At 54.0% G+C, this 20,246-nt stretch carries 19 protein-coding genes; 15 read left to right on the forward strand and 4 right to left on the reverse strand.

What is annotated here, in order from left to right; genetic code table 11:
* The first annotated feature begins 45 nt into the window (after nucleotides 1-45).
* The 4 genes from FD30_RS07785 to pepF all read left to right on the forward strand — a co-directional run bounded on the left by FD30_RS07785 (nucleotide 46) and on the right by pepF (nucleotide 4,630).
* On the forward strand, nucleotides 46-837 hold the full coding sequence (locus FD30_RS07785; RefSeq protein ID WP_024746036.1) for a phosphotransferase family protein: 792 nt from the start codon (nucleotides 46-48) through the stop codon (nucleotides 835-837).
* Between the two features lie 65 nt (nucleotides 838-902).
* On the forward strand, nucleotides 903-1,556 hold the full coding sequence (trmB, locus tag FD30_RS07790; RefSeq protein ID WP_024746037.1) for a tRNA (guanosine(46)-N7)-methyltransferase TrmB: 654 nt from the start codon (nucleotides 903-905) through the stop codon (nucleotides 1,554-1,556).
* Between the two features lie 97 nt (nucleotides 1,557-1,653).
* Entirely contained in the window at nucleotides 1,654-2,751 is a 1,098-nt protein-coding gene (locus tag FD30_RS07795; RefSeq protein WP_056944555.1) for a competence protein CoiA, read from the forward strand.
* A 64-nt stretch (nucleotides 2,752-2,815) separates the two neighbouring features.
* Nucleotides 2,816-4,630, forward strand: coding sequence for an oligoendopeptidase F (gene pepF / locus FD30_RS07800; protein ID WP_056944556.1), 1,815 nt, complete (start codon nucleotides 2,816-2,818; stop codon nucleotides 4,628-4,630).
* Nucleotides 4,631-4,832: 202 nt separating this feature from the next.
* Here the strand turns inward: pepF and FD30_RS07805 are convergent, their stop codons facing one another.
* Together FD30_RS07805 and FD30_RS07810 are read right to left on the reverse strand one after the other, a co-directional pair.
* Nucleotides 4,833-5,693, reverse strand: coding sequence for a DegV family protein (locus FD30_RS07805; protein ID WP_056944557.1), 861 nt, complete (start codon nucleotides 5,691-5,693; stop codon nucleotides 4,833-4,835).
* Nucleotides 5,694-5,816: 123 nt separating this feature from the next.
* Nucleotides 5,817-6,455, reverse strand: coding sequence for a DsbA family protein (locus tag FD30_RS07810; RefSeq protein ID WP_056944558.1), 639 nt, complete (start codon nucleotides 6,453-6,455; stop codon nucleotides 5,817-5,819).
* Between the two features lie 339 nt (nucleotides 6,456-6,794).
* Here FD30_RS07810 and yjbM point away from each other — a divergent pair, with 339 nt between their 5' ends.
* The 6 genes from yjbM (at nucleotide 6,795) to FD30_RS07840 (ending at nucleotide 13,305) form a co-directional block, all read left to right on the forward strand.
* On the forward strand, nucleotides 6,795-7,436 hold the full coding sequence (yjbM, locus tag FD30_RS07815) for a GTP diphosphokinase (RefSeq protein WP_024746041.1): 642 nt from the start codon (nucleotides 6,795-6,797) through the stop codon (nucleotides 7,434-7,436).
* A gap of 12 nt (nucleotides 7,437-7,448) precedes the next feature.
* On the forward strand, nucleotides 7,449-8,252 hold the full coding sequence (locus tag FD30_RS07820) for an NAD kinase (RefSeq protein ID WP_056944559.1): 804 nt from the start codon (nucleotides 7,449-7,451) through the stop codon (nucleotides 8,250-8,252).
* Nucleotides 8,249-9,148 carry an RluA family pseudouridine synthase gene (locus FD30_RS07825; protein ID WP_056944560.1) on the forward strand — a complete coding sequence of 300 codons (900 nt, stop codon included), beginning with the start codon at nucleotides 8,249-8,251 and terminating at the stop codon, nucleotides 9,146-9,148. The genes FD30_RS07820 and FD30_RS07825 overlap by 4 nt, the downstream gene beginning before the upstream one ends.
* A 234-nt stretch (nucleotides 9,149-9,382) precedes the next feature.
* Nucleotides 9,383-9,787: an HAD family hydrolase gene (locus tag FD30_RS07830; protein WP_056944561.1), complete on the forward strand. Its 405-nt coding sequence runs from the start codon at nucleotides 9,383-9,385 to the stop codon at nucleotides 9,785-9,787.
* Between the two features lie 148 nt (nucleotides 9,788-9,935).
* Nucleotides 9,936-10,760 (forward strand): LysR family transcriptional regulator, encoded by an 825-nt coding sequence (locus FD30_RS07835; RefSeq protein ID WP_056944562.1) that lies wholly within the window; start codon nucleotides 9,936-9,938, stop codon nucleotides 10,758-10,760.
* A 166-nt stretch (nucleotides 10,761-10,926) separates the two neighbouring features.
* The gene (locus tag FD30_RS07840; protein WP_056944563.1) at nucleotides 10,927-13,305 is read left to right on the forward strand and encodes a phosphoketolase family protein; all 2,379 of its coding nucleotides are present in this window, start codon (nucleotides 10,927-10,929) and stop codon (nucleotides 13,303-13,305) included.
* Nucleotides 13,306-13,487: 182 nt separating this feature from the next.
* Here the strand turns inward: FD30_RS07840 and FD30_RS07845 are convergent, their stop codons facing one another.
* Nucleotides 13,488-14,111, reverse strand: a complete 624-nt coding sequence (locus tag FD30_RS07845; RefSeq protein WP_225426461.1) for a copper homeostasis protein CutC — start codon at nucleotides 14,109-14,111, stop codon at nucleotides 13,488-13,490.
* A gap of 66 nt (nucleotides 14,112-14,177) precedes the next feature.
* Between FD30_RS07845 and FD30_RS07850 the strand changes: the two genes are divergently transcribed.
* From FD30_RS07850 to FD30_RS07865, 4 genes are all read left to right on the forward strand, one after another.
* Nucleotides 14,178-15,365 (forward strand): AI-2E family transporter, encoded by a 1,188-nt coding sequence (locus FD30_RS07850; RefSeq protein ID WP_056944565.1) that lies wholly within the window; start codon nucleotides 14,178-14,180, stop codon nucleotides 15,363-15,365.
* Nucleotides 15,352-16,200, forward strand: coding sequence for a methyltransferase domain-containing protein (locus FD30_RS07855; protein ID WP_056944566.1), 849 nt, complete (start codon nucleotides 15,352-15,354; stop codon nucleotides 16,198-16,200). The genes FD30_RS07850 and FD30_RS07855 overlap by 14 nt, the downstream gene beginning before the upstream one ends.
* A 265-nt stretch (nucleotides 16,201-16,465) precedes the next feature.
* Nucleotides 16,466-16,978: a tRNA (cytidine(34)-2'-O)-methyltransferase gene (locus tag FD30_RS07860; RefSeq protein WP_024746049.1), complete on the forward strand. Its 513-nt coding sequence runs from the start codon at nucleotides 16,466-16,468 to the stop codon at nucleotides 16,976-16,978.
* Nucleotides 16,979-17,008: 30 nt separating this feature from the next.
* Complete coding sequence (locus FD30_RS07865) at nucleotides 17,009-19,378, forward strand: DNA translocase FtsK (protein ID WP_056944567.1); 2,370 nt, start codon at nucleotides 17,009-17,011, stop codon at nucleotides 19,376-19,378.
* Between the two features lie 143 nt (nucleotides 19,379-19,521).
* Here the strand turns inward: FD30_RS07865 and FD30_RS11450 are convergent, their stop codons facing one another.
* Nucleotides 19,522-19,635, reverse strand: coding sequence for a DUF4044 domain-containing protein (locus FD30_RS11450; RefSeq protein ID WP_024746051.1), 114 nt, complete (start codon nucleotides 19,633-19,635; stop codon nucleotides 19,522-19,524).
* A 171-nt stretch (nucleotides 19,636-19,806) separates the two neighbouring features.
* Between FD30_RS11450 and FD30_RS07870 the strand changes: the two genes are divergently transcribed.
* The gene (locus FD30_RS07870; protein WP_056944568.1) at nucleotides 19,807-20,160 is read left to right on the forward strand and encodes a DUF3397 family protein; all 354 of its coding nucleotides are present in this window, start codon (nucleotides 19,807-19,809) and stop codon (nucleotides 20,158-20,160) included.
* Nucleotides 20,161-20,246 lie beyond the last annotated feature (86 nt).

Below are 20,246 nucleotides of genomic sequence, written 5' to 3' on the forward strand. Positions count from 1 at the left end.
CCTAAAATTGGTAATAGCTGACAAATTTATGAAAGGGGTGGCGCGATGGCACCGAATATGCGTGACGGCTGGCAACTTTATCCACTAGGTGGCAATACCGGAACAGCGTATATGGGCACCAAGGCTTCTCAGAAAGTCTTTTTGAAGCAGAATGCGTCACCGTTTTTGGCCGCTCTTTCGGTTGAAGGCATCACGCCCCGGTTAGTCTGGACCAAGCGTCTGGCAAGTGGGGACGTGATGACGGCTCAAGAATGGTTGAACGGCCGAACCTTACGGCGGGGTGAGATGCGTGAAGAGCGCGTTGCCCGGTTGCTTCATCGCGTGCACCATTCGCAATTACTCCATGACATGTTGAACAAAGTCGGCGGCCGGTCTACGACGCCCGCCCAGTTATTGAACCGTTTGGCGCCAACCTTAGCGTTGACGTTGCGCCAACACCCGCTGATTCAACGGGCGTTACAAGCCTTAGAAGCGGAACAACCCCAACTGCCCACGACTGCGTACGAAGTTTGTCATGGTGATTTGAATCATAAGAATTGGTTGCTCTCGGAGCGCCAACGACTTTACTTGGTCGATTGGGACGCCGCAACCTTTGCGGATCCGGCGTTTGACCTAGGGGCGTTATTATGTGAGTACGTCCCGTTAGAGGAGTGGCAACGGTGGCTCCAAGATTACGGAGAACAGGTGACCGACGAGCTGACCAGTCGAGTGAATTGGTACGCCCGGGTTCACTGCATTACCGTGATTGCGGAGAGTTATCGTCAGTCGCGTTTTCAAATTATGAATCAACATTTAATCTTACTCGAAAAGCTGACGCGTGAGTCAGTGCATGATTAACTAGGACGGCGGGTCGGGAGCCTTACTTCCAACCCGCCGTTCGTCATATTAAGGAGGAATATACCATGCGTGTACGTAACAAGCCTTGGGCCAAGGACTACCTGGCCGCCCACGAAGACCTTTTGGTCATGGAACCGGAAAGCCTGAAGGGCAACTGGCAGAGCCGCTTCCCTAAAGCCCAGCCGCTAAATATTGAGATTGGGACGGGGAAGGGCCAGTTCATCGTTGAGATGGCCCGTCAGCACCCGGAACGCAACTTTATCGGCATCGAAATTCAGACGTCCGTGATTGCGGTCGCGTTGAAGAAGGTGGTGGCCAGCGAACTGACCAACATCCAAATGGTCCATACGGATGGCGAAGCCGTGAATACGCTCTTCAATCCGGGAGAGGTTGCGGGCCTGTTCTTAAACTTCTCCGATCCGTGGCCTAAGAAGCGGCACGCTAAGCGGCGGTTGACGTCACCGGTCTTTTTGGCCCACTATCAAGACGTCCTGCAACCGGGTGGCCAGCTGCAATTCAAGACAGATAACCGGGGATTGTTCGAATACTCACTGCAGAGCCTAAACAATTTCCCAATGGTCTTCGACGGGGTCTGGTTAGACCTACACCAAGCTACGGATGGCGTGGAAGATATTCAGACGGAATATGAACAAAAATTCTCCGCGAAGGGGCCCATCTACCAAGTGATCGCCCACTTCCCAGAAGAACCGATTAACTAGCACGTTGAGCTCAGACCAAGCGTCTGGGCTTTTTTTGATGCGTGTGAAAAAAATGGGTGACGGGTTGCGGAGCCTTTAACTAAAGGGGGACGGGGAGATGTTAGTCGCGGAAGTGCAACGTCAGTTGGTGGATGCTCGGGTGGCGGATCGGCAGACGGCCTATCATTGTCCGGCCTGCCACGCCCCGGTTCGCTTGCACCGGGGACGCCAGGTGCCCCCGTACTTTGCCCACCTCCCGCAAGCGACGTGTGGGGTCAGTAGCGAAGGAGAGACCCCGGAGCATCTCCGGGGAAAACGCCAACTGGCGGCGTTCTTTCGCCCTTGGGGTCCGGCCACACTAGAGCGGGTGCTACCGACGATTCACCAGCGCGCGGACGTCTGGATTGGGCACCAGGCACAGCCCGTGGCCGTGGAGTTTCAATGCAGTCCCTTAGCGCTTGAGGCCGTCGCCCAGCGTACGGCGGGATACCGGCAACTGGGCGTCTACCCGTTGTGGCTCTTAGGCCACCGGTACCGGCGGCAACGACTGAATTGGCGCTTGATTGAGCGTTTCGCCAGTTGGTTGCCGCAATGGGGCTTGTGCCTATTGTTTTGGGATGTCCGGCGCGCCTGCTTGGTGGTTCGGCACCATCTGCGGCAAGATGCCGTGGGACGCTACTGGGGTGGCCAACGACGAGTCGGTAACTGGACGCAATTTCTCTTGGGGGCCACGCCGCCAATGGCACGACCGGTCCTGGACGACCACCGGCTTCGCTTACAGTGGACCCGCGGGTTGCAGCGTCAGGCGCCCCAACTGCGACTGATTCAAGAACAGCTCTATCTGACGGGCCACCACTTGGCCGGCTTCCCAGACGTCTTAGCGACAACTCAATCGACGGCACCAGTCTTTGGCCAGGGCCTATTACTTTGGCGGATCGTAATGGGGGCGTGGCTTTTTCGGGGGAGACCTGAAATCACGGTAGCCGAGGTTCGAACGCTCAGCCGCCGCGCCTACGAGTTGGTGGGTGGTCACGCCCACGGGGTTCGTTTTCAAGCCGACCACGTGCTCACGAGCGCCCAAGACCAGTTACTAGCCGACCTAGTGGCCGGAAGGTATCTGGCCTTGAGCGCGCAAGGCTGGCGGGTCCGGCAGGCGCCGCGGTGGTTTCGCGACTATGCCGATTGGTTAAAAAATCATGAGAAAATTAAATTTTGAAAAGGATTTTTGCTGGGGAAAGTGCTAAACTGGCACTAGATAACTTTTAAGGAGATGCAAGTAGATGCGACAAATTCCTCAACGGTCCGCAGTGCCAACCGAGTTGACCTGGGATCTCACATCAATTTATCCGAATGATGCGGCGTTTAGCCAAGCATTAGTCGACATTCAAAAGCTGGCTGATGAAACGGCCCAGCTTAAGGGACAGTTAGCCCAGAGCGGAGCCGACTTGTACCGAGTCACCACGGCGATCTTTAGCCTGTACCGGCAACTAGAGAAGGCGGAAGTCTATGCGTCGATGAAGAACGACCAGGATACGGGTAACGCGACCTATCAAGGTTTTGACGATCAGGTCGGCAGCTTACTAGCCAAAGTCGGAACGGCGATTGCGTGGTTTGAACCAGAAGTTCTAGCTTTGACGCCGGAGGACTTACAGGCGTTGATTGATGCGGAGCCGAAGTTGGCTGCGTACCAGCACTACTTCGACGTTTTGAGCCGGGAACGGCCCCATACCTTGTCGGAGTCCGAGGAGCGTCTCTTAGCTGGTGCCGGGGATGTCTTGGACGCCTCAGCGCGGACCTTCGGGGTGCTGTCGAACGCGGACTTGAAGTTCCCCGTGGTCCAAGATGAAGACGGGAACGACGTACGCTTGTCCGAAGGGCTCTACGGCGTTTTGTTGGAGTCAGTAAAGCCCGCGGTGCGTGAACAGGCCTTTAAGGCGTTGTACAGCGTCTTCCAGCAGTTCCGGCATACGTTTGCGGCCACGTTATCCAGTGAGGTCAAGAAGAACAATTATCTGGCACACGTGCGGCACTATGCCAGTGCCCGGGAAGCGGCCATGAGTGCGAACACGATTCCAGCGGTGGTCTACGATACGCTGGTCAAGACCGTTAACCAGCACTTGGGGTCGTTACACGACTACGTGGCACTTCGCAAGGAGCTGTTAGGGTTACCTGAATTGCACATGTATGATCTGTATACACCGATTACGGGGGAACCCAGCCTGAAGTACACCTATCCGGAGGCCCAACAGGAGGCGTTAAAGGCCTTAGCCGTACTGGGTCCCGATTACGTGGCGAACGTTCAGAAGATGTTCGATACCCGGGCCATCGACGTGGTCGAGAACCAGGGGAAGCGCACGGGGGCGTACTCTGGTGGGATGTACGATACCAAGCCGTACATCTTGTTGAACTGGCAGGATAGTCTGGAGAGCCTGTACACGCTGGTCCACGAGATGGGCCACAGTATGCACAGCCACTATACCCGGACCAATCAGCCTTACCAGTATGGGGATTACTCCATTTTCGTCGCCGAAATTGCGTCGACCACGAATGAAAACCTCTTAACGGATTACTTATTGAAGACCCAAAAGGATCCTAAGGTCCGGGCATTCATCCTGAACCACTACCTGGATGGGTTCAAGGGGACCGTCTACCGGCAGACCCAGTTTGCGGAATTCGAAGACTACATCCACCGGCAAGCGGATGCGGGTCAATCCCTGACCGCCGACTTCATGAGTGACTTCTACGGGAAGCTGAACGCGCGGTATTACGGTGACGCGGTGATTTCCGATCCGCAAATTGCGGATGAATGGACGCGCATTCCCCACTTCTACTACAACTATTACGTTTACCAGTACGCGACGGGCTTTGCCGCAGCCACCACGCTAGCGGGACGGATCCTGAGTGGCGACCCAGCTAAGCGGGATGCCTACCTGGGCTACCTTAAAGCCGGGAAGTCGGACTTGCCGCTGAACGTGATGCGTCAAGCAGGGGTGGACATGACCCAACCAGATTACCTGGAGACGGCCTTTAAGACCTTCGACGACCGGTTAGCCGAGTTTAAACAACTGGCGCGTGAGTTGAAGGCAACGAATTAGGGCCTGCTTTCCAACCAAACGCTTGCGATGGTCATCCGCCTTACCGGACGGCACAGTCCCTAGACAACACACTAGATAAAGCACGCAGGTTGTGGGGCCATTCTCGTGACGTTGTCAATTAAAAACGACCGTTTTTTACCGGATCAAGTCCTGGTAAGAAACGGTCGTTTTGTGAACTGAAAGGAATTAAATAGGTTAGTCGCTAAATGCGTTGCCAATCTTGTTGCCAATGGATCCCCATGGTCTTTTCACCGGTGTGAACGCTGATGGCGGGGCCAAGTTGGCTACGGGTGACGCGAATGGCGGGGAACTGAGCGGCCAGTTGGGTCTGCCACTGGGCCGCAAGTTCGGGGTGGTTGGCATCGATGATGGTGGCGTGTAGCGGATAATCGACCCGTTCTTGGGTGGCCGCGAGTCGGGCGGTCATGTAGCTGAAGGCACGGCGCATAGTCCGGGCTTTGTCAATGGCGATGATTTGCCCCGCGGCATTGAACGTTAGAAGGGGCTTAATGTTGAGCAGACTCCCGACTAGAGCGGAGCGGTTGCTTAACCGGCCCGTCCGCGCGAGATGGCGGAGACTGTCGACGGCGAAGTAGACCTCTTGGGTATCCCGTAACCGTTCAAGGGTGGTGGCAATCGTGGCGGCATCTTGCCCAGCCGCGATGAGGCGCCCAGCTAGGAGGCACAGGTTGGCCTCGCCGGCACTTGCCATCAGGGAATCGATGGGGTAGACCGTCGCTTTAGTGTAGGTCTGGCAGAACATCTTAAGGTTGCTCATGAACGAGGTGATCCCGCTGGAGAGGTGAATCGAAATGATTTGCGTGATGCCTTGGGCCACTAACTGATCGTAGGCCGCTTCAATTTGGCCTAAGGAGACCTGTGCCGTGGTGGGCAACACCTGGCCATTCTTTAGATAGTCGTAGAATTGGCGGTTAGAGAGGGTAGACTCGGGGTATTGGTGGGCGCCGAGGATCACCGTGATGGGCAGAACGGTGATGTTGAATTCCTGAATCTGAGCGGGTGTTAAGTAGGAAGCAGTATCGGTCACAATAGCAATTGGCATGGATGGTGTCGCCCCTTTACGTTTCGTAAAATTGAATGGCTTAAGCATACCATAGTCTAAGTTGTTGCGGGCAGAAAAAAAGGCCCACCACAGGGGCCGGTCTCACCAAGGTTAACGTTTAGATTAGAGGACGTGCAGGTTGGGGCGATGGTCACCCACTAAAGCAGCAGCTGGTTGATCCAGTTCCCGCATCAGGGAGGCTTTGGTCGCCACGCCTTGGTTTTCACAAACGTCGCACAGGGCTTCGTAAGTGACGTCGTTAAGGAGGAGACCGTATTGCGACACATCACAGTTGAAAATCACTGCGGAAGAGGAATGTTCAATCTTCATTTCGGCAGCGAGTTTTTGGTCGGTCTGGAAAGCTTGTTTGGCCAAGTCAGATTGACAGTCTTCCTGGAACATCTCCAGGTCTAAGCGGCAGTCGCGAGCGGCCTGCAAGGTTAAGTCCTCGGACAAGGCTTCGTGCCGCGTAATGACTGCGGACTGAAGGTTCAACAGGAATTGGCGACCTTTGCGTTTCCCTTGGAAGAGCGCCGCTTTGTAAGCTAAGACCGCTTGATAGTAAGTATCGAAGCAGGCATTGCGCTGTTCTAGGGTGGGGTGGGATGAAGCAAGCGCCTGTTCCACGATTTGCTGGTTCAAAAGGGGAACGAATTGAAAGGACACTTTCTGATTGAGATGGTCGGCCAACTTCATGATGTTACGTTCGGATCGCATACACCGAGCGCCCAGTGGGTTGACGAACAAATAAACTTCTAACACATTGCTTCCTCCTAATATCTGTTCTCGCTGGCAATCACCACGGGTTACCATACAAAATCACAACACTACTACATTAGCAAAAATTTCAAAAAACGCAATCAGAACGTTTGTTTGCGGTTGAGTGACCGTTCGCAAACGCGATAAGTTTTCTAACGCAACTTAATCATGCTACATTTTGCGGGCGAGGTAAAGGCAAACGCCTCATGAAAGTTAATCCAGGCATTTGAGATAAAGTGAGCAAATTTGTCGGGCGGGGGATGAGTAATTAGATTCAGTTCCTTCCAAAATATGGTAAAATCGAGAAGTGATAACGTGGAATCAAGGTTGGGGGAAAGCGTCATGATTGAAAATTGGGACCAATTTTTATTGCCTTATCAACAGGCAGTGAGCGAACTCAAGGTGAAGTTGCGGGGGATGCGTAAGCAGTTTGAAAACCGCAACCAACGCTCGCCAATCGAATTCGTCACCGGACGGGTCAAGCCCGTCCCCAGCATTAAGGAAAAAATGACCCGCCGCCACGTGACCGAGGAACGCTTGGAACAGGATATGCAAGACATTGCAGGGCTGCGGATCATGTGTCAATTCGTCGAAGACATCTACCAAGTTGTGGATTTGCTCCGAAAACGGACGGATTTGACCATCCTCGAAGAACGCGATTATATTCATAACGAAAAGCCTAGTGGCTACCGGTCGTACCACATTGTGGTCGAGTACCCGGTGCAATTGGTCACGGGAGAAAAGAAGATTTTAGCTGAGATTCAAGTCCGGACGTTAGCCATGAATTTCTGGGCGACGATTGAGCACTCGTTAAATTATAAGTACCAAGGTGCCTTTCCGGATGATTTGAGCCGGCGGTTACAACGGGCCGCCGAAGCCGCCTTTAAGCTGGACACGGAAATGTCCGAAATTCGCGAGGAGATTCAAGAAGCTCAGCATTATTCGCCCCAGGGGCAGGCTGAGAAGAACTCCCCGCAGAAATAGGGAAGAATGTTTATGAAAGTTTCCATTTTTAGTAATAATGGGCAGTCGTCCCGAAAAGTGGCCACGGCCCTGCACCGCGGGTTAACTGCCGCGGGGATTACCATCGATAGTCTCAACCCGGACATCGTGGTCACGGTTGGTGGCGATGGGACCCTGTTATCGGCGTTCCACCACTATAACGACCGACTAGATAAAGTCCGGTTCGTGGGGATCCATACGGGTCACTTGGGCTTCTACACGGATTGGCGGGACTATGAGGTCAACGACCTGATTCAGAGTCTGATTCGCGACAACCGACAGAGCGTCAGTTACCCGTTACTGAACATCGAAGTGGAATACGCGGACGGAACCCATTCGGATCAAGCGTTGGCCCTCAACGAGTCGACCATTAAGAAGGTCTCAGGGACCATGGTGGCCGACGTTTATATTAAAGGGGAACTCTTCGAGAGCTTTCGGGGTGACGGGCTGTGCATCTCCACCCCGACCGGCTCCACGGCCTATAACAAGTCCGTGGGTGGTGCGGTCCTGAACCCGCGGTTTAACGCGATTCAGATGGCCGAAATCGCATCGATCAATAATCTGGTCTTTCGGACGTTAGGGTCCCCGTTGATTATTCCGGCGGACGAGTGGATTCGTATTGAACCCGCCGAAGCGACCGATAACGTCTTGATGTGTGACCAATTAAGCATCGAAGGACGGCCCATTAAGGCCATCTCTTACCGGATTGCGCGCCAACGGATCGCGTTTGCGGAGTACCGGCACACCCACTTCTGGCAGCGGGTCGAGTCATCGTTTATTGGGAGAGAAGCCCGATGACGGCCTTTGAGTGGCAAGTGACGGGAACGGCCCCGGAGCACGTCCGGACGGTCTTAATGGCCCACGGGGTAACGCGCACCTACCTGAAGCAAGTCAAGTTCCACGGTGGGGTGGTCACGTTGGATGGCCAGCCAGTGCGCGTGATCGCCATGGCACGGCCAGGACAGACGGTGGGGCTACAGTTGCCGCCAGAGCAGCCCAACGCCCACGTCGCCGTTTCCTTTGGTCCGCTAGACATCCTGTACGAAGACGCTCACTTCTTGGTGGTCAATAAGCCCGCTAAGATGGCGTCGGTCCCGTCGCACCTCTACCCGGACGATACCTTGGCCAATCGTGTGAAGGGGCACCTGATTCAGATTGGGGCCCCCAGTACCGTGACCCACATCGTCACGCGGTTGGACCGGGAGACCAGTGGGGCCGTGTTGTTTGCCAAACACCACTTCGCGCATTCCATCCTAGATAAGCAGTTGAAGCTGGGACAATTGGATAAACGCTACGTGGCCGTCGCGCAAGGACGGGTACGGCCGACCCACCAATTGGTGGAGTTGCCGATCGGCCGGGCGGCGGATTCGTTCATTAAGCGTTGCGTGCGGCCGGATGGTCGCGCAGCGCAGACGGAGCTGTGGGTTCGGCGACAATCGGCGACGGCGAGTCTGTTAGCCGTGAAGTTGCATACGGGCCGGACGCATCAGATTCGGGTCCACTGTCAAGCCATTGGCCATCCGCTCTTGGGCGATTGGCTTTACGGCCGGCAATCGAATCCTTGGATTCACCGGCAGGCGCTTCATTGTGCGCGCCTACGGTTCTACCAGCCGTTCTTGGAACGCTGGATTACCTGTTACGCGCCGTTGCCCGCTGATATGGCCCGGGTCATTGCGCACGAACATTTAAATTAATAGCTGGAAATCGTTTGTCGGTGAGGGCAGACGATTTTTTGTTTTTTGCGCGATTCGTCGAAGTCGGCTGGGGGCTGGTAAATAAGGTCACGACCAAAACCAAGCGTGGTCGCTGTTGTCTGGAATCGGTGTCCCGTAGACTTAATGCTGAACGTTGACCCATTAAGGGGTCAATTGAATTGAGACGCATTGAATTCGGGGAACTAGGTCGACTGACTCTTGGGGGGAATCAGGATGGAAAAACAGCGACGACTATTAATTGAGATTACAAAGACACTGTGTGGCTTACCGGACAGTCAAGGGTACTTGGACGGGGCACCACAGCCGGCAGTGGTGACGCGATTGCGACAGTACCAGGCCGCAGGCTATCAGGTGGTGCTCTTCACTTCGCGGCAGATGCAGACCAGTGACGGGAACTTAGAACGACTGAATCGCTACACCGCGCGGAACACCATGAAGTGGCTCCGTCGGCATCAGGTGCCGTATGATCGGTTATTGTTCGGCAAGCCGTGGGCGGGACAGGGCGATTACGATATCGATGATCGGGTCCTACACCCCGGTGAGTTTCTTCAAAAGACACCGGCGGAGTTACTGCAGTTGGTTGCGCAACGGCGACAGGCCGTGGGCGCTGCATGGTAGGGTGAATAGAATTTAAATCGGCTTTCCCTTGGGGTTGAGGGGAAAGCCGATTTTAGGGTGCTGGAGGTTGAGATGAGTTGCAAGTCACGCGTAGATAGGTAAAAATGGGGATAATTGATTTTGACGTGTAGAACAGGAGGAAATGCACATGTTTACCTATCTAGAAGCCTTTAGGTTAGTGTACGAGACGCGGAGTTTCTCCGCAGCGGCGACTCAGCTTTTCGTGACACAGCCCACCGTTTCCCATCAAATCAAGCAGTTGGAGGCCCAGCTACAGGTGAAGTTATTCGACCGGCGTGGGAATCGGGAAGTTCGCCCGACTGCGGCGGCTAAAATTCTCTACGCTGAATCAACGAAACTGTTAACGGACTGGCACCGGACGGAGCGAAAGTTAACGGCGGTTACGCAACAAAAGACCTTGGCTCTGACAATCGGAGCTTCCCAAACCACCGCATTAACGTTATTGCCGACCCTGTTACCAGCGTTGAAGGCACAGTTCCCCCAGGCCGCTTTACGGGTCAAAATGGCGAATTCAGAACAGGTTTTGAAGGAGTTGAAGGCACACCAGATTCAGTTTGGTCTGATCGAAAAGCCCGTTACGGCGGATGACGTGGAACGCATTTCTTTGGCCAAGGACCAGTTGGTCTGTGTGGGCCAACCGACGGGGGTATGGCTGACCCGGGAACGGGGATCCGGGACTTTTCAATACACCCAAAATTACCTGAAAGAGGCGGGAATTATTCCCCAGCAGTTAATTGAAATAGATAACTTAAATCTTATTTTGTCTCTGGTTCAACAAGGAATGGGCCAGACGGTGGTGTCACAGCGATTAGTGCCTACTACGCTACCGTTTCAACCCCTAGGTGCCCATTTTGAGCGGGACTTTTATCTGGTGTACTTTAAAGCGGACATTTTATTGAATGCAGAATTAGCCGCCGTTGGTCATCAAATTCAATTAATCTTAACGGATTAATTCCATAATTTAATAAATAAAATTTATTGACTACTATGTAGAACACTAATCGCTAACCCCTTGTCTCCCTTGAGATTTGGACGTAAACTATAGCCATTGATTAATTGGAACGTTCCAATTATAGAAACGGTTAGATTGAATCGTTTAACTTCAAGGAGGCAGTCTCATGACAGATTTTGACTCGCAAGCTTATTTGAACCAGGTTGATCAGTATTGGCGTGCTGCAAACTACATTTCGGTAGGGCAATTATATCTGCGGGATAACCCGTTGCTTAAACGACCGTTACGGGCAGATGATGTGAAGTTTAAGCCCATTGGTCATTGGGGGACGATCGCGTCACAAAACTTTATGTACGCTCATTTGAACCGGGTCATTAAAAAGTTCAATCTCAAGATGTTCTACATTGAAGGGTCTGGGCATGGTGGTCAGGTGATGGTGTCTAACGCTTACTTGGACGGTAGTTATTCGGAGATTTACCCCCGCATCACGCAGGATGAAACGGGACTGCAGCGCTTATTCAAACAGTTTTCCTTCCCAGGTGGGGTCGCTTCCCATGCGGCACCCGAAACACCGGGCTCGATGCATGAAGGCGGTGAATTGGGGTATTCCATTGCTCACGGAGTAGGCGCTATTCTGGATAACCCTAATCAGATTGCGGCGGTAGAAATTGGTGACGGGGAAGCCGAAACGGGTCCATTGGCGACGTCTTGGTTCTCTAATAAGTTCATTAATCCCATCAATGACGGCGCAATCTTGCCAATGTTGAATCTAAACGGGTTTAAGATTTCTAACCCTACGATTCTCTCCCGGATGACGGATACGGAATTAACGAATTACTTTAACGGGATGGGCTGGCAACCGTACTTCGTTGAGACGGACGGTCAGGCAGCTGATGAACGTGCTGTTCACCAACGAATGGCCGAGGTGATGGATCAAATCGTTGCCCGGATTCAAGAAATTCAACAACATGCGCGCCAGACGCACGACGATACGCTACCAGTGTGGCCGATGTTGATTCTACGGTCCCCTAAGGGCTGGACGGGGCCGCAATTCGACTTAGACCATCAGCCAATTGCCGGGTCGTTCCGTGCCCACCAAGTTCCGGTGCCAGTCGACGCCACCCATATGGACCATCAAGAACTCTTAACTGACTGGTTAAAGTCGTATCGACCAGCGGAGTTGTTCGATGAGACGGGGCATTTGAAACCAGAGATTCGGGCTACCACGCCGCAAGGGACGCAACGTATGGCGATGAATCCTGTAGTTAACGGCGGGATTGCGCCCCAACCCCTAACGCTCCCCGATGTTCGGCAGTATGCCGTCACCATTGAGCGCCCAGGTGCACATGATGCGCAGGATACGGAAGAATTGGCGAAGTTTTTGACGCAGACCATGCGGGACAACCCGTCCTCTTTCCGGGCTTTTGGGCCTGATGAGACCAAGTCTAATAAGTTCTTTAGCATGTTAGATTATGGAAAACGGCAGTGGCTGGAACCAATCAAAACGCCGAATGATGAAGATATGGCCCCGGCTGGACGGGTTTTGGACGCCCAATTGTCCGAACACCAAGCCGAGGGATGGTTAGAAGGTTACGTTTTGACGGGCCGACATGGTTTCTTCGCCTCATATGAAGCCTTTACCCGTGTGATTGATTCTATGCTAACGCAACATTTCAAGTGGTTACGGAAGGCTGCCGAACAGCCTTGGCGCCACGATTACCCATCGTTGAACATTTTGAACGTATCCCACGCTTTCCAACAAGACCACAACGGGTATACTCACCAAGATCCAGGGATGTTAGGTCATCTGGCAGAAAAAGGGCATGAGCTGGTTAATGAATACACACCGGCCGACGCGAATTCCTTAATGGCGGTGATGAACACGACGTTACGTGTTCGCGAAAAGATCAACTTGGTCGTTGCGTCTAAGCATCCGCGGCCACAGTGGTTCTCCATGGATGAGGCGTTGACTCTGGTTAAGCAGGGTTTGGGGATTATCCCGTGGGCGTCTAACGACCAGGGCAATCCGGACATCGTCTTTGCGGCGGCCGGAACAGAAGCCACCATGGAATCGTTGGCGGCAATCGACCTTCTCCACCAAGCCTTCCCGCAACTGCGGGTCCGCTTTATCAACGTGGTCGATATCTTACGGTTGCGTCCGGCGGGGATGGACCAGGATAGTCGGGGCTTAACGGATGCTGAATTTGATCAGTACTTTACTGCAGACGTACCGGTTATCTTTGCCTTCCACGGGTTTGAAAATACCTTTAGAGGGTTACTCTATGCCCGGCACAATCACCAAATCGAATTCCATGGGTACCGTGAGAACGGGGATATTACCACGCCATTCGATATGCGAGTCTTGAATCAACTGGACCGCTTCCATCTAGCGAAGTCGGCGATTCAAAAGACGCGATTGGCTGACCAGGCTGGTGACTTTGTTGCTCAGATGGATCATGAGTTGGCACGGCACCACGACTATATCCGAGAATATGGTCGGGACTTGCCAGAGGTCGACAGCTGGCGGTGGTCGGGACTAGATTAGTCCGATACGAAATTTGGGTTCACTTCTTCTTAAACGGGAACGCATACTGCCGCGTTCCCGTTTTTAGTTTGGTCGGAAAATGCGGGCACTAAAAATAGGACTTCCCAACGTTGGGGAGTCCTATTTGAACGGTTTAGTGGGTGCTCAGTGCTGGTACTGAGGTAAGCTGGGCAACCTGAGTTTTAGTCTTGGACGTTTAAGAAACTGTGCACGTTCAGCTGCGCGGCAACCTGATCCAGTTGGTCGGGGGCCACGTTGGTGGGAACTAGCGTTATTCCCGCGCTGGTCAAGAGCCGCTGTGAAGCGGTCCAGTCGGCCGACCGGTCCTGAGTAGCGCCCACGCTCAGAACACGATCGAAGCTCTGTTCGGCTAGCCAGTCCACGGCGGCCCCGCGGTCCTGGGGCCGAATCGTGTCGAAGACGGTGCTCAGCGTCAGGGTCATGCCCCCGGCGGCTGCCACCAGTGGCCGCAGCCCTTCGGTGTCGAGCTGACGAGCGGCTGTGAGTCCACCGAAGATGACGCCGTCGACCCCTAATTGTTGGGCTTCTAGGAGGTCAGCCTCCATAATTTTGATTTCGACGTCGTTGTAGGGCGCTTGGCCGCCACGGGGCGCAATCAGCAAGTCGAGGCTGATCTGGTGTTCGTGGGCGTACCGCACGGCTTCGCCCATGACGCCCTTACTGACGGTGGTCCCGCCAACGGCCAGGTTGTCGGCGAGGGCCACCCGCTTGGCGCCGGCTTGGATAGCGGCGGGGAGGGACGTGTAATTTTCGAGTAACGGTTCAACTAAGAGCAAGTTTCTCATCCTTTCAAGGTAGCGTTGGTTCGGCAGAGTAACTAAGGATATGGTACAATTAACCCACTATTTTTAATGGAAGTGACGCTTGTGAAATCTGAACAAAAGCCACGGTCGTGGTTTTGGCACTGGGTCGTGAATAACCGCCTGGTCTCTGCGCTAACCATTATACTGCTTATTCTACTCATATTGCTGGTGGCAAGTAAAGTCCCTTGGCTGGCGACACCGTTCGTGGTAGTTGCTCAAATCGTGGGCCTGCCGATTATTCTAGCGGGCGTAGGGTACTACTTGTTGAATCCCGTCGTGGATCGGCTGGAACGGCGCGGCGTGGCCCGGACTTGGTCGATCACGGGGCTCTTTGTTCTGGTCGCGGGGCTACTGGTCTGGGGAATCGGAAGTGGGGTCCCCTTGGTGCAGCACCAACTCAATACGTTACTTACGGAATGGCCACAGTATTGGCACCAAGTGACGCGGACCGTGACCTATTGGCTCAACGATGAACGGTTGACGGGAATCCGGCAGCAGTTGGACCAGTTTAATCAACAGCTGGGGGATCAATCTTCCCAGACCGTCTCTCAGCTAGCGAAAACCACCTGGTCTTCGGTTGGTGGGGTGGTCAGCCGCATTGCGAGCATAGTTGTCGCGGTAGTGACGGCGCCCTTTATCCTGTTTTACTTACTTCGGGATGGGCATCAGTTACCGCAGTACCTTAGTCGCCTGTTACCGATTAAGCGGCGGCAGGCGGCCATTGACTTATTGGTCGAAATGAACCGCCAGGTCAGCAACTATGTGCGCGGACAACTCATCGTGGCCTTTGCGGTCGCCGTTCTGTTCTACCTAGGCTTCTTGGTGATTGGGCTTAAGTTTGCCCTGTTATTAGGAATCGTGGCGGGCATCTTGAACTTGGTCCCGTATTTAGGGTCGTTTCTAGCGATGGTTCCCGTGGTGGTCGTGGCCGTCATGGCGTCCCCCTGGATGCTGGTCAAGGTCTTGATCGTCTTTGTGATTGAACAGACGTTAGAGGGGCGTCTAATCTCACCGTTGGTCTTAGGCAGTTCCCTCAAGATTCACCCGTTGACCATTATTTTTGTCTTACTGATTTCGGGGAAGGCATTTGGCGTGGTCGGGGTGATCTTAGGGATTCCGGGATACGCGGTGATTCGCGTTATCGCGACCCAGGGATTCCGCTGGTATCAAGAATTCGTTGGGGGGTATTCAGACCCCCAAGTACAACAAGGAGAAAAAAGTCATGAAAAAAATTGATCGTGCGGCAGCCTTTTTAACGGCTAACGCCACAGTCTTTCGGTGTCCCGTGTGTCACGCCCCTTATGACCACGTGGCGGAACACAGCCTAGTTTGTCCCAACGGACACAACGTGGACTTATCGAAGAAGGGCATGCTGTACTTTATGCAGCGCGCCGTGAAAAGCGAATATGACGATGCGATGTTAGCTGCCCGTCGCCGCATGCTCCAGGCGGGACTGTTTCGGGGCATCACCGACGCGTTCGCGGCCCATCTAACGGCGGAGCCGGAAACGATTCTAGACGTGGGGTGCGGCGAGGGGACGCCGCTGGCCGACGTTTTGGCCCACCGGGATGGTCGTGACGTGGCCGTGGGGTTTGACCTGTCGAAGCCAGGCATCAATTTGGCTACGCAACTGGCCACTAACGCGTTCTTCTGTGTGGCCGATCTGGCCCAGATGCCGTTCAGCGCGGGTCAGTTTACGACGATTTTAGATTTATTTTCGCCCTCGGCCTATCAGGAGTTCAACCGGGTCCTAGCCCCGGGCGGGCAGTTGCTTAAGGTCATCCCCAACGCGGACTACCTGATTGAGCTTCGGCAGGCGATCTTTCCGGCCGGGAATGCTCACGCGCAATACGATAACGGCAACGTTCTCCGGCTCTTCCAGCAGCATTACCCGAACGCGACCAGTCAACGGATTCGTTACCAAGTCCCCGTCGCGCCCGAACGCTTTGACGACCTTATGTTGATGACGCCGATGCACTGGGGGGCTGATCAGGCGCGGTTGGCGGCGGTGGCGGCTGAACCGTTCCCGCAAATTACGGTCGACGTGACGTTGTTGCGGGCGGAGGGTTAGGTAAAACGTTTAAAAAATTCAAGCTAGCCCCTTGAACACCTCACAACAGCGTGTTATATTGAAAAACGAGAAATCGTTTGGCGGTCGATATCAGCGGGTAACTGTTAGCGGCTGACAAGTTGACCTTCACTAAAGTAGCCCCTCGCCGTGCCCACACCGAGGAGCTGCTTTTTTTCGTGGTGTCGCTTGTCAAAGCGGGCGGTGGTTGACTATAATTAGTGAAACAAGAACGAATGTTTGAGAAGAGAACGGAGAGTACGAGCGCATGACAAACCATATTGTATTATTTGAACCACTATTTCCGGCGAACACGGGGAACATTGCCCGGACTTGTGCGGGAACGGACACGATTTTAGACCTGATCAAGCCTCTAGGGTTTACGGTCGATGACGCACATTTGAAGCGCGCCGGGCTGGATTACTGGGATAAGGTGGATGTTCGGTACCACGAAAATCTGCCGGCCTTCTTGGAAACGGTCACGGATCCGACGCAACTGTACCTGGTCTCCAAGTTTGCGGAGCAGGATTACACGGAACCGGATTACCGGCTTAACGACCACGACCATTACTTCCTGTTCGGTAAGGAGACCACGGGATTACCCGAGCCGTTCATGCGGAAGAACGAAGAGAAGTGTATCCGGATTCCCCAAGATGACCAGCACATCCGGGCGTTGAACCTTTCGAACAGTGCAGCCATCGTCATCTATGAGGTCTTGCGCCAACAGGCCTTCCCGAACCTGGAGCGGGTGCACCGTTATCCGCACGATAAGTTAAAATAATGCGATTAGAGCGAAAGGGGGCGTAAGCTGTTGGCAACCAAACGAAAAACCACGCGACGGAAACCAGCTCGGCGGAAATCAAGCCGTAAAGCCGCGCAGCCGTTTCCCTATACCCGTAACGTTGTCGGCTTGGTCTTATTGGCTCTCGCTGCGTTGGGGCTATTCAATCTAGGGTTATTGGGCAGCCTGTGTGCGAACCTGATGCGCATTGTGGTGGGGGACGGCTACCAAGTGGGGTTAGTCGTCCTGGGCGCCTTAGGGGTCGCCTTAGCCATTACGGGGACCTGGCCCCAGATTGCCCGGCACTATCTGACGGGGAGCGGCCTGGTCTTTAGTGGTTGGCTACTGTGGCTGTCGGCCACCGCTTTTGTGACCGCCAACCAACACAGTGGTTTTGTCACCACCGTCTGGCACGCGGGCCTCTCGGATCTATTGACGGGAGGTCGTACGGGCCAACTGGGCGGTGGCCTGTGGGGAGCTTTGGAGCTCTCCGTGATTGCCTGGTTAATTGCGTTGCTGGGCGCCCAGATTGCGGCTTGGCTGATTATGGCCGGCGGGGTCCTGGTCTTCTTCCAGATTCCGTTAAGTGACTTAGCGCCTTACGTTCAAAAGGTCGGTCGCTGGGTCGCAGCTGGTAGTCAAGCCGTCGCTAGTGGCGTCAAGCGGGGTGGAACGGCCTTACAGGCCCACTACGCCCAACGGCAAAAGGCGGCCGCGACGGATTCGACGCCTAAGCCTAAGTCGGATGAAAAGTCAGCCGCATCGACTGACCAGCCTGCAGCACCAGCGCCGAGCGCAACGCAACCAGCCGCACCGACCGGCCCACAGCCTAGTTACCACGTGACCGTGGCGGCCAATGAGCAACCGGCGAAGCCAGCGCCCGCAACACCTAGCGCCGACGCCCAAGAAGCGGCGGACGAACCAGCGCTAGTCAGTGCTGATCCGGTCGACCCGAATTATCAGTTGCCGGCTTCTGACTTGCTGAAGCAGGTGCCCCCGACGGACCAGACGGCAGAAATCAACGCGATTGATGCCAATACCAAAATCTTGAAGCAGACCCTAGATAGTTTTGGGGTCGATGCAGAAGTTAAGAATGTTAGTCTGGGGCCGTCCGTAACGGAGTACGAACTACACCCCGCTATCGGGGTCAAGGTCTCGCGCATCGTGAACTTGGCAGATGATTTGGCCTTAGCGCTGGCTGCCAAGGGGATTCGGATTCAAGCGCCGATTCCTGGCAAGTCCTTGATTGGGATCGAAGTTCCGAACAAGGAGGTCTCGACGGTGGCCTTTCGGGACGTGGTCGAGGCCCAGCCCGCCCATCCCAATAAGCCGTTGGAGGTGCCACTTGGGCGTAACGTCACCGGACAAGTGGTGATGATGGACCTGACCAAGATGCCCCATTTACTGATTGCTGGGGCGACCGGGAGCGGGAAGTCCGTGGCCATCAATGGAATTATTACCAGTATCCTGATGAACGCACGACCCGATCAGGTCAAGATGATGCTGATCGATCCTAAGAAGGTGGAGTTGAGCGTCTATAACGGGATTCCCCACCTATTGACACCGGTGGTTTCCGAGCCGAAGAAAGCGGCCCGGGCCCTCCATAAGGTGGTCAAGGAGATGGAACGGCGCTACGAGTTGTTCTCGCAATTTGGCCAGCGGAAAATTTCAGGTTACAACGCGTTTGTGCAAAAGGCTAACGCGGAAGACAATCAAGCTCGGCCCACCTTGCCGTACATCGTGGTGATCGTCGATGAATTGGCTGACTTGATGATGACCGTGTCGAACGAAGTGGAAGATGCCATTATTCGCTTAGCGCAGATGGGCCGGGCGGCCGGGGTCCACATGATCCTGGCAACGCAACGGCCATCCGTGGACGTCATTACCGGGCTGATTAAGGCCAACGTCCCTTCACGAATTGCGTTTGCGGTCTCGAGTGGGATTGATTCACGGACCATCTTGGATACCAACGGGGCCGAAAAGTTATTAGGTCGCGGTGATATGCTCTTCCAACCGGTCGATGCCAACTCACCGGTCCGGGTCCAGGGCGCCTTTATCTCGGATGAAGATGTCAGTAACGTGGTCGCCTTCATCAAGCAACAGCAGACGGCCGACTACGATGAAGACATGGTGGTCACCGACGAAGAGCTGAAACAAGAAGAACAAGGCGATAGTGACGATGAATTATTCGACGATGCCCTAGCTTTCGTGGTCGACCAGCAAAAGGCCAGCACGTCGCTACTGCAACGACGCTTCCGCATCGGGTATAACCGGGCGGCACGGATCATCGATGATTTAGAGCAACGGGGGTATATTGGCCCCCAAGAGGGCAGTAAGCCCCGCCAGGTCTATAAACAGCCGGATTCGGAGACTTCGACGACGGATCAGGGGAACTCATGATGGGGCTGAACGTTAGGTTAAGTGACTTAACCAACGGATAGCGACCACCAATGGGTGGGATGACGAACGATTGGTCGTCAAAAAAGCTAAAAAAGGGCACTGGCCATTCGGCCAGTGCCCTTTGATGTCTAAGGACGGTGTTCTTACATTAGTGAGAAAATAGCGCCAAAAATTAAAGATCCAAGAGTTGCGATAATCATGATCCATACGAAGACGTTCGTGATTTTTTGAAACGTCGATTTTTTCTTCTTTTCCATGCTGAGCTTAGCCACCTCTTTGCGTGCAAATCTACCCAATTAGTTTACCGTGGCTCATCGAGAATTGCAACTGCCAAGCGGACTTCCTGGCGGATTGTTTAGGGCCCGCGTTGCATGTTGGTCGGGAAATCTTTATAATATGGGTTCGAAGTGACAGGTGGGGGGATCAACATGACGTTTTGGACATCACCCGCGGCACCATTGGTCATCTTAATCGTAGGGTGGCTGGTGATTCGCGGCATTAAGCATCGACTACGGCGACACTGGCCGGCGCAGGTAGTGACCTGGGACCTCATGACGCCGTTGCTGATTATTTGTAGTCTACTCCTGATTCCAGCTGGGGCCGGCCGTTGGCTGCCCTGGTTAGTGATGGGCTGGATGGTCCTGGGGATGGGAGTCGCCATCGTTCAGGCAATCCGGCGTCACGAACTTTTATATCCCGTTTTCTTTAAAACGTTTTGGCGGCTAACGGATGTTTATTGGGTCGTGGGGTTTAGTTTGTGTTTTCTACTTACAATTAGTTAGATAATGCATAAATATAAAAAAAGATGTTTATTCCTGAATTATTCATACCTTTCAAAAAAGTCGTCAGTTTTCATGTTTTTCAAAAA

Origin of the sequence: Levilactobacillus namurensis DSM 19117, assembly GCF_001434785.1 — a bacterium.
In the GTDB taxonomy this organism is placed as follows: domain Bacteria; phylum Bacillota; class Bacilli; order Lactobacillales; family Lactobacillaceae; genus Levilactobacillus; species Levilactobacillus namurensis.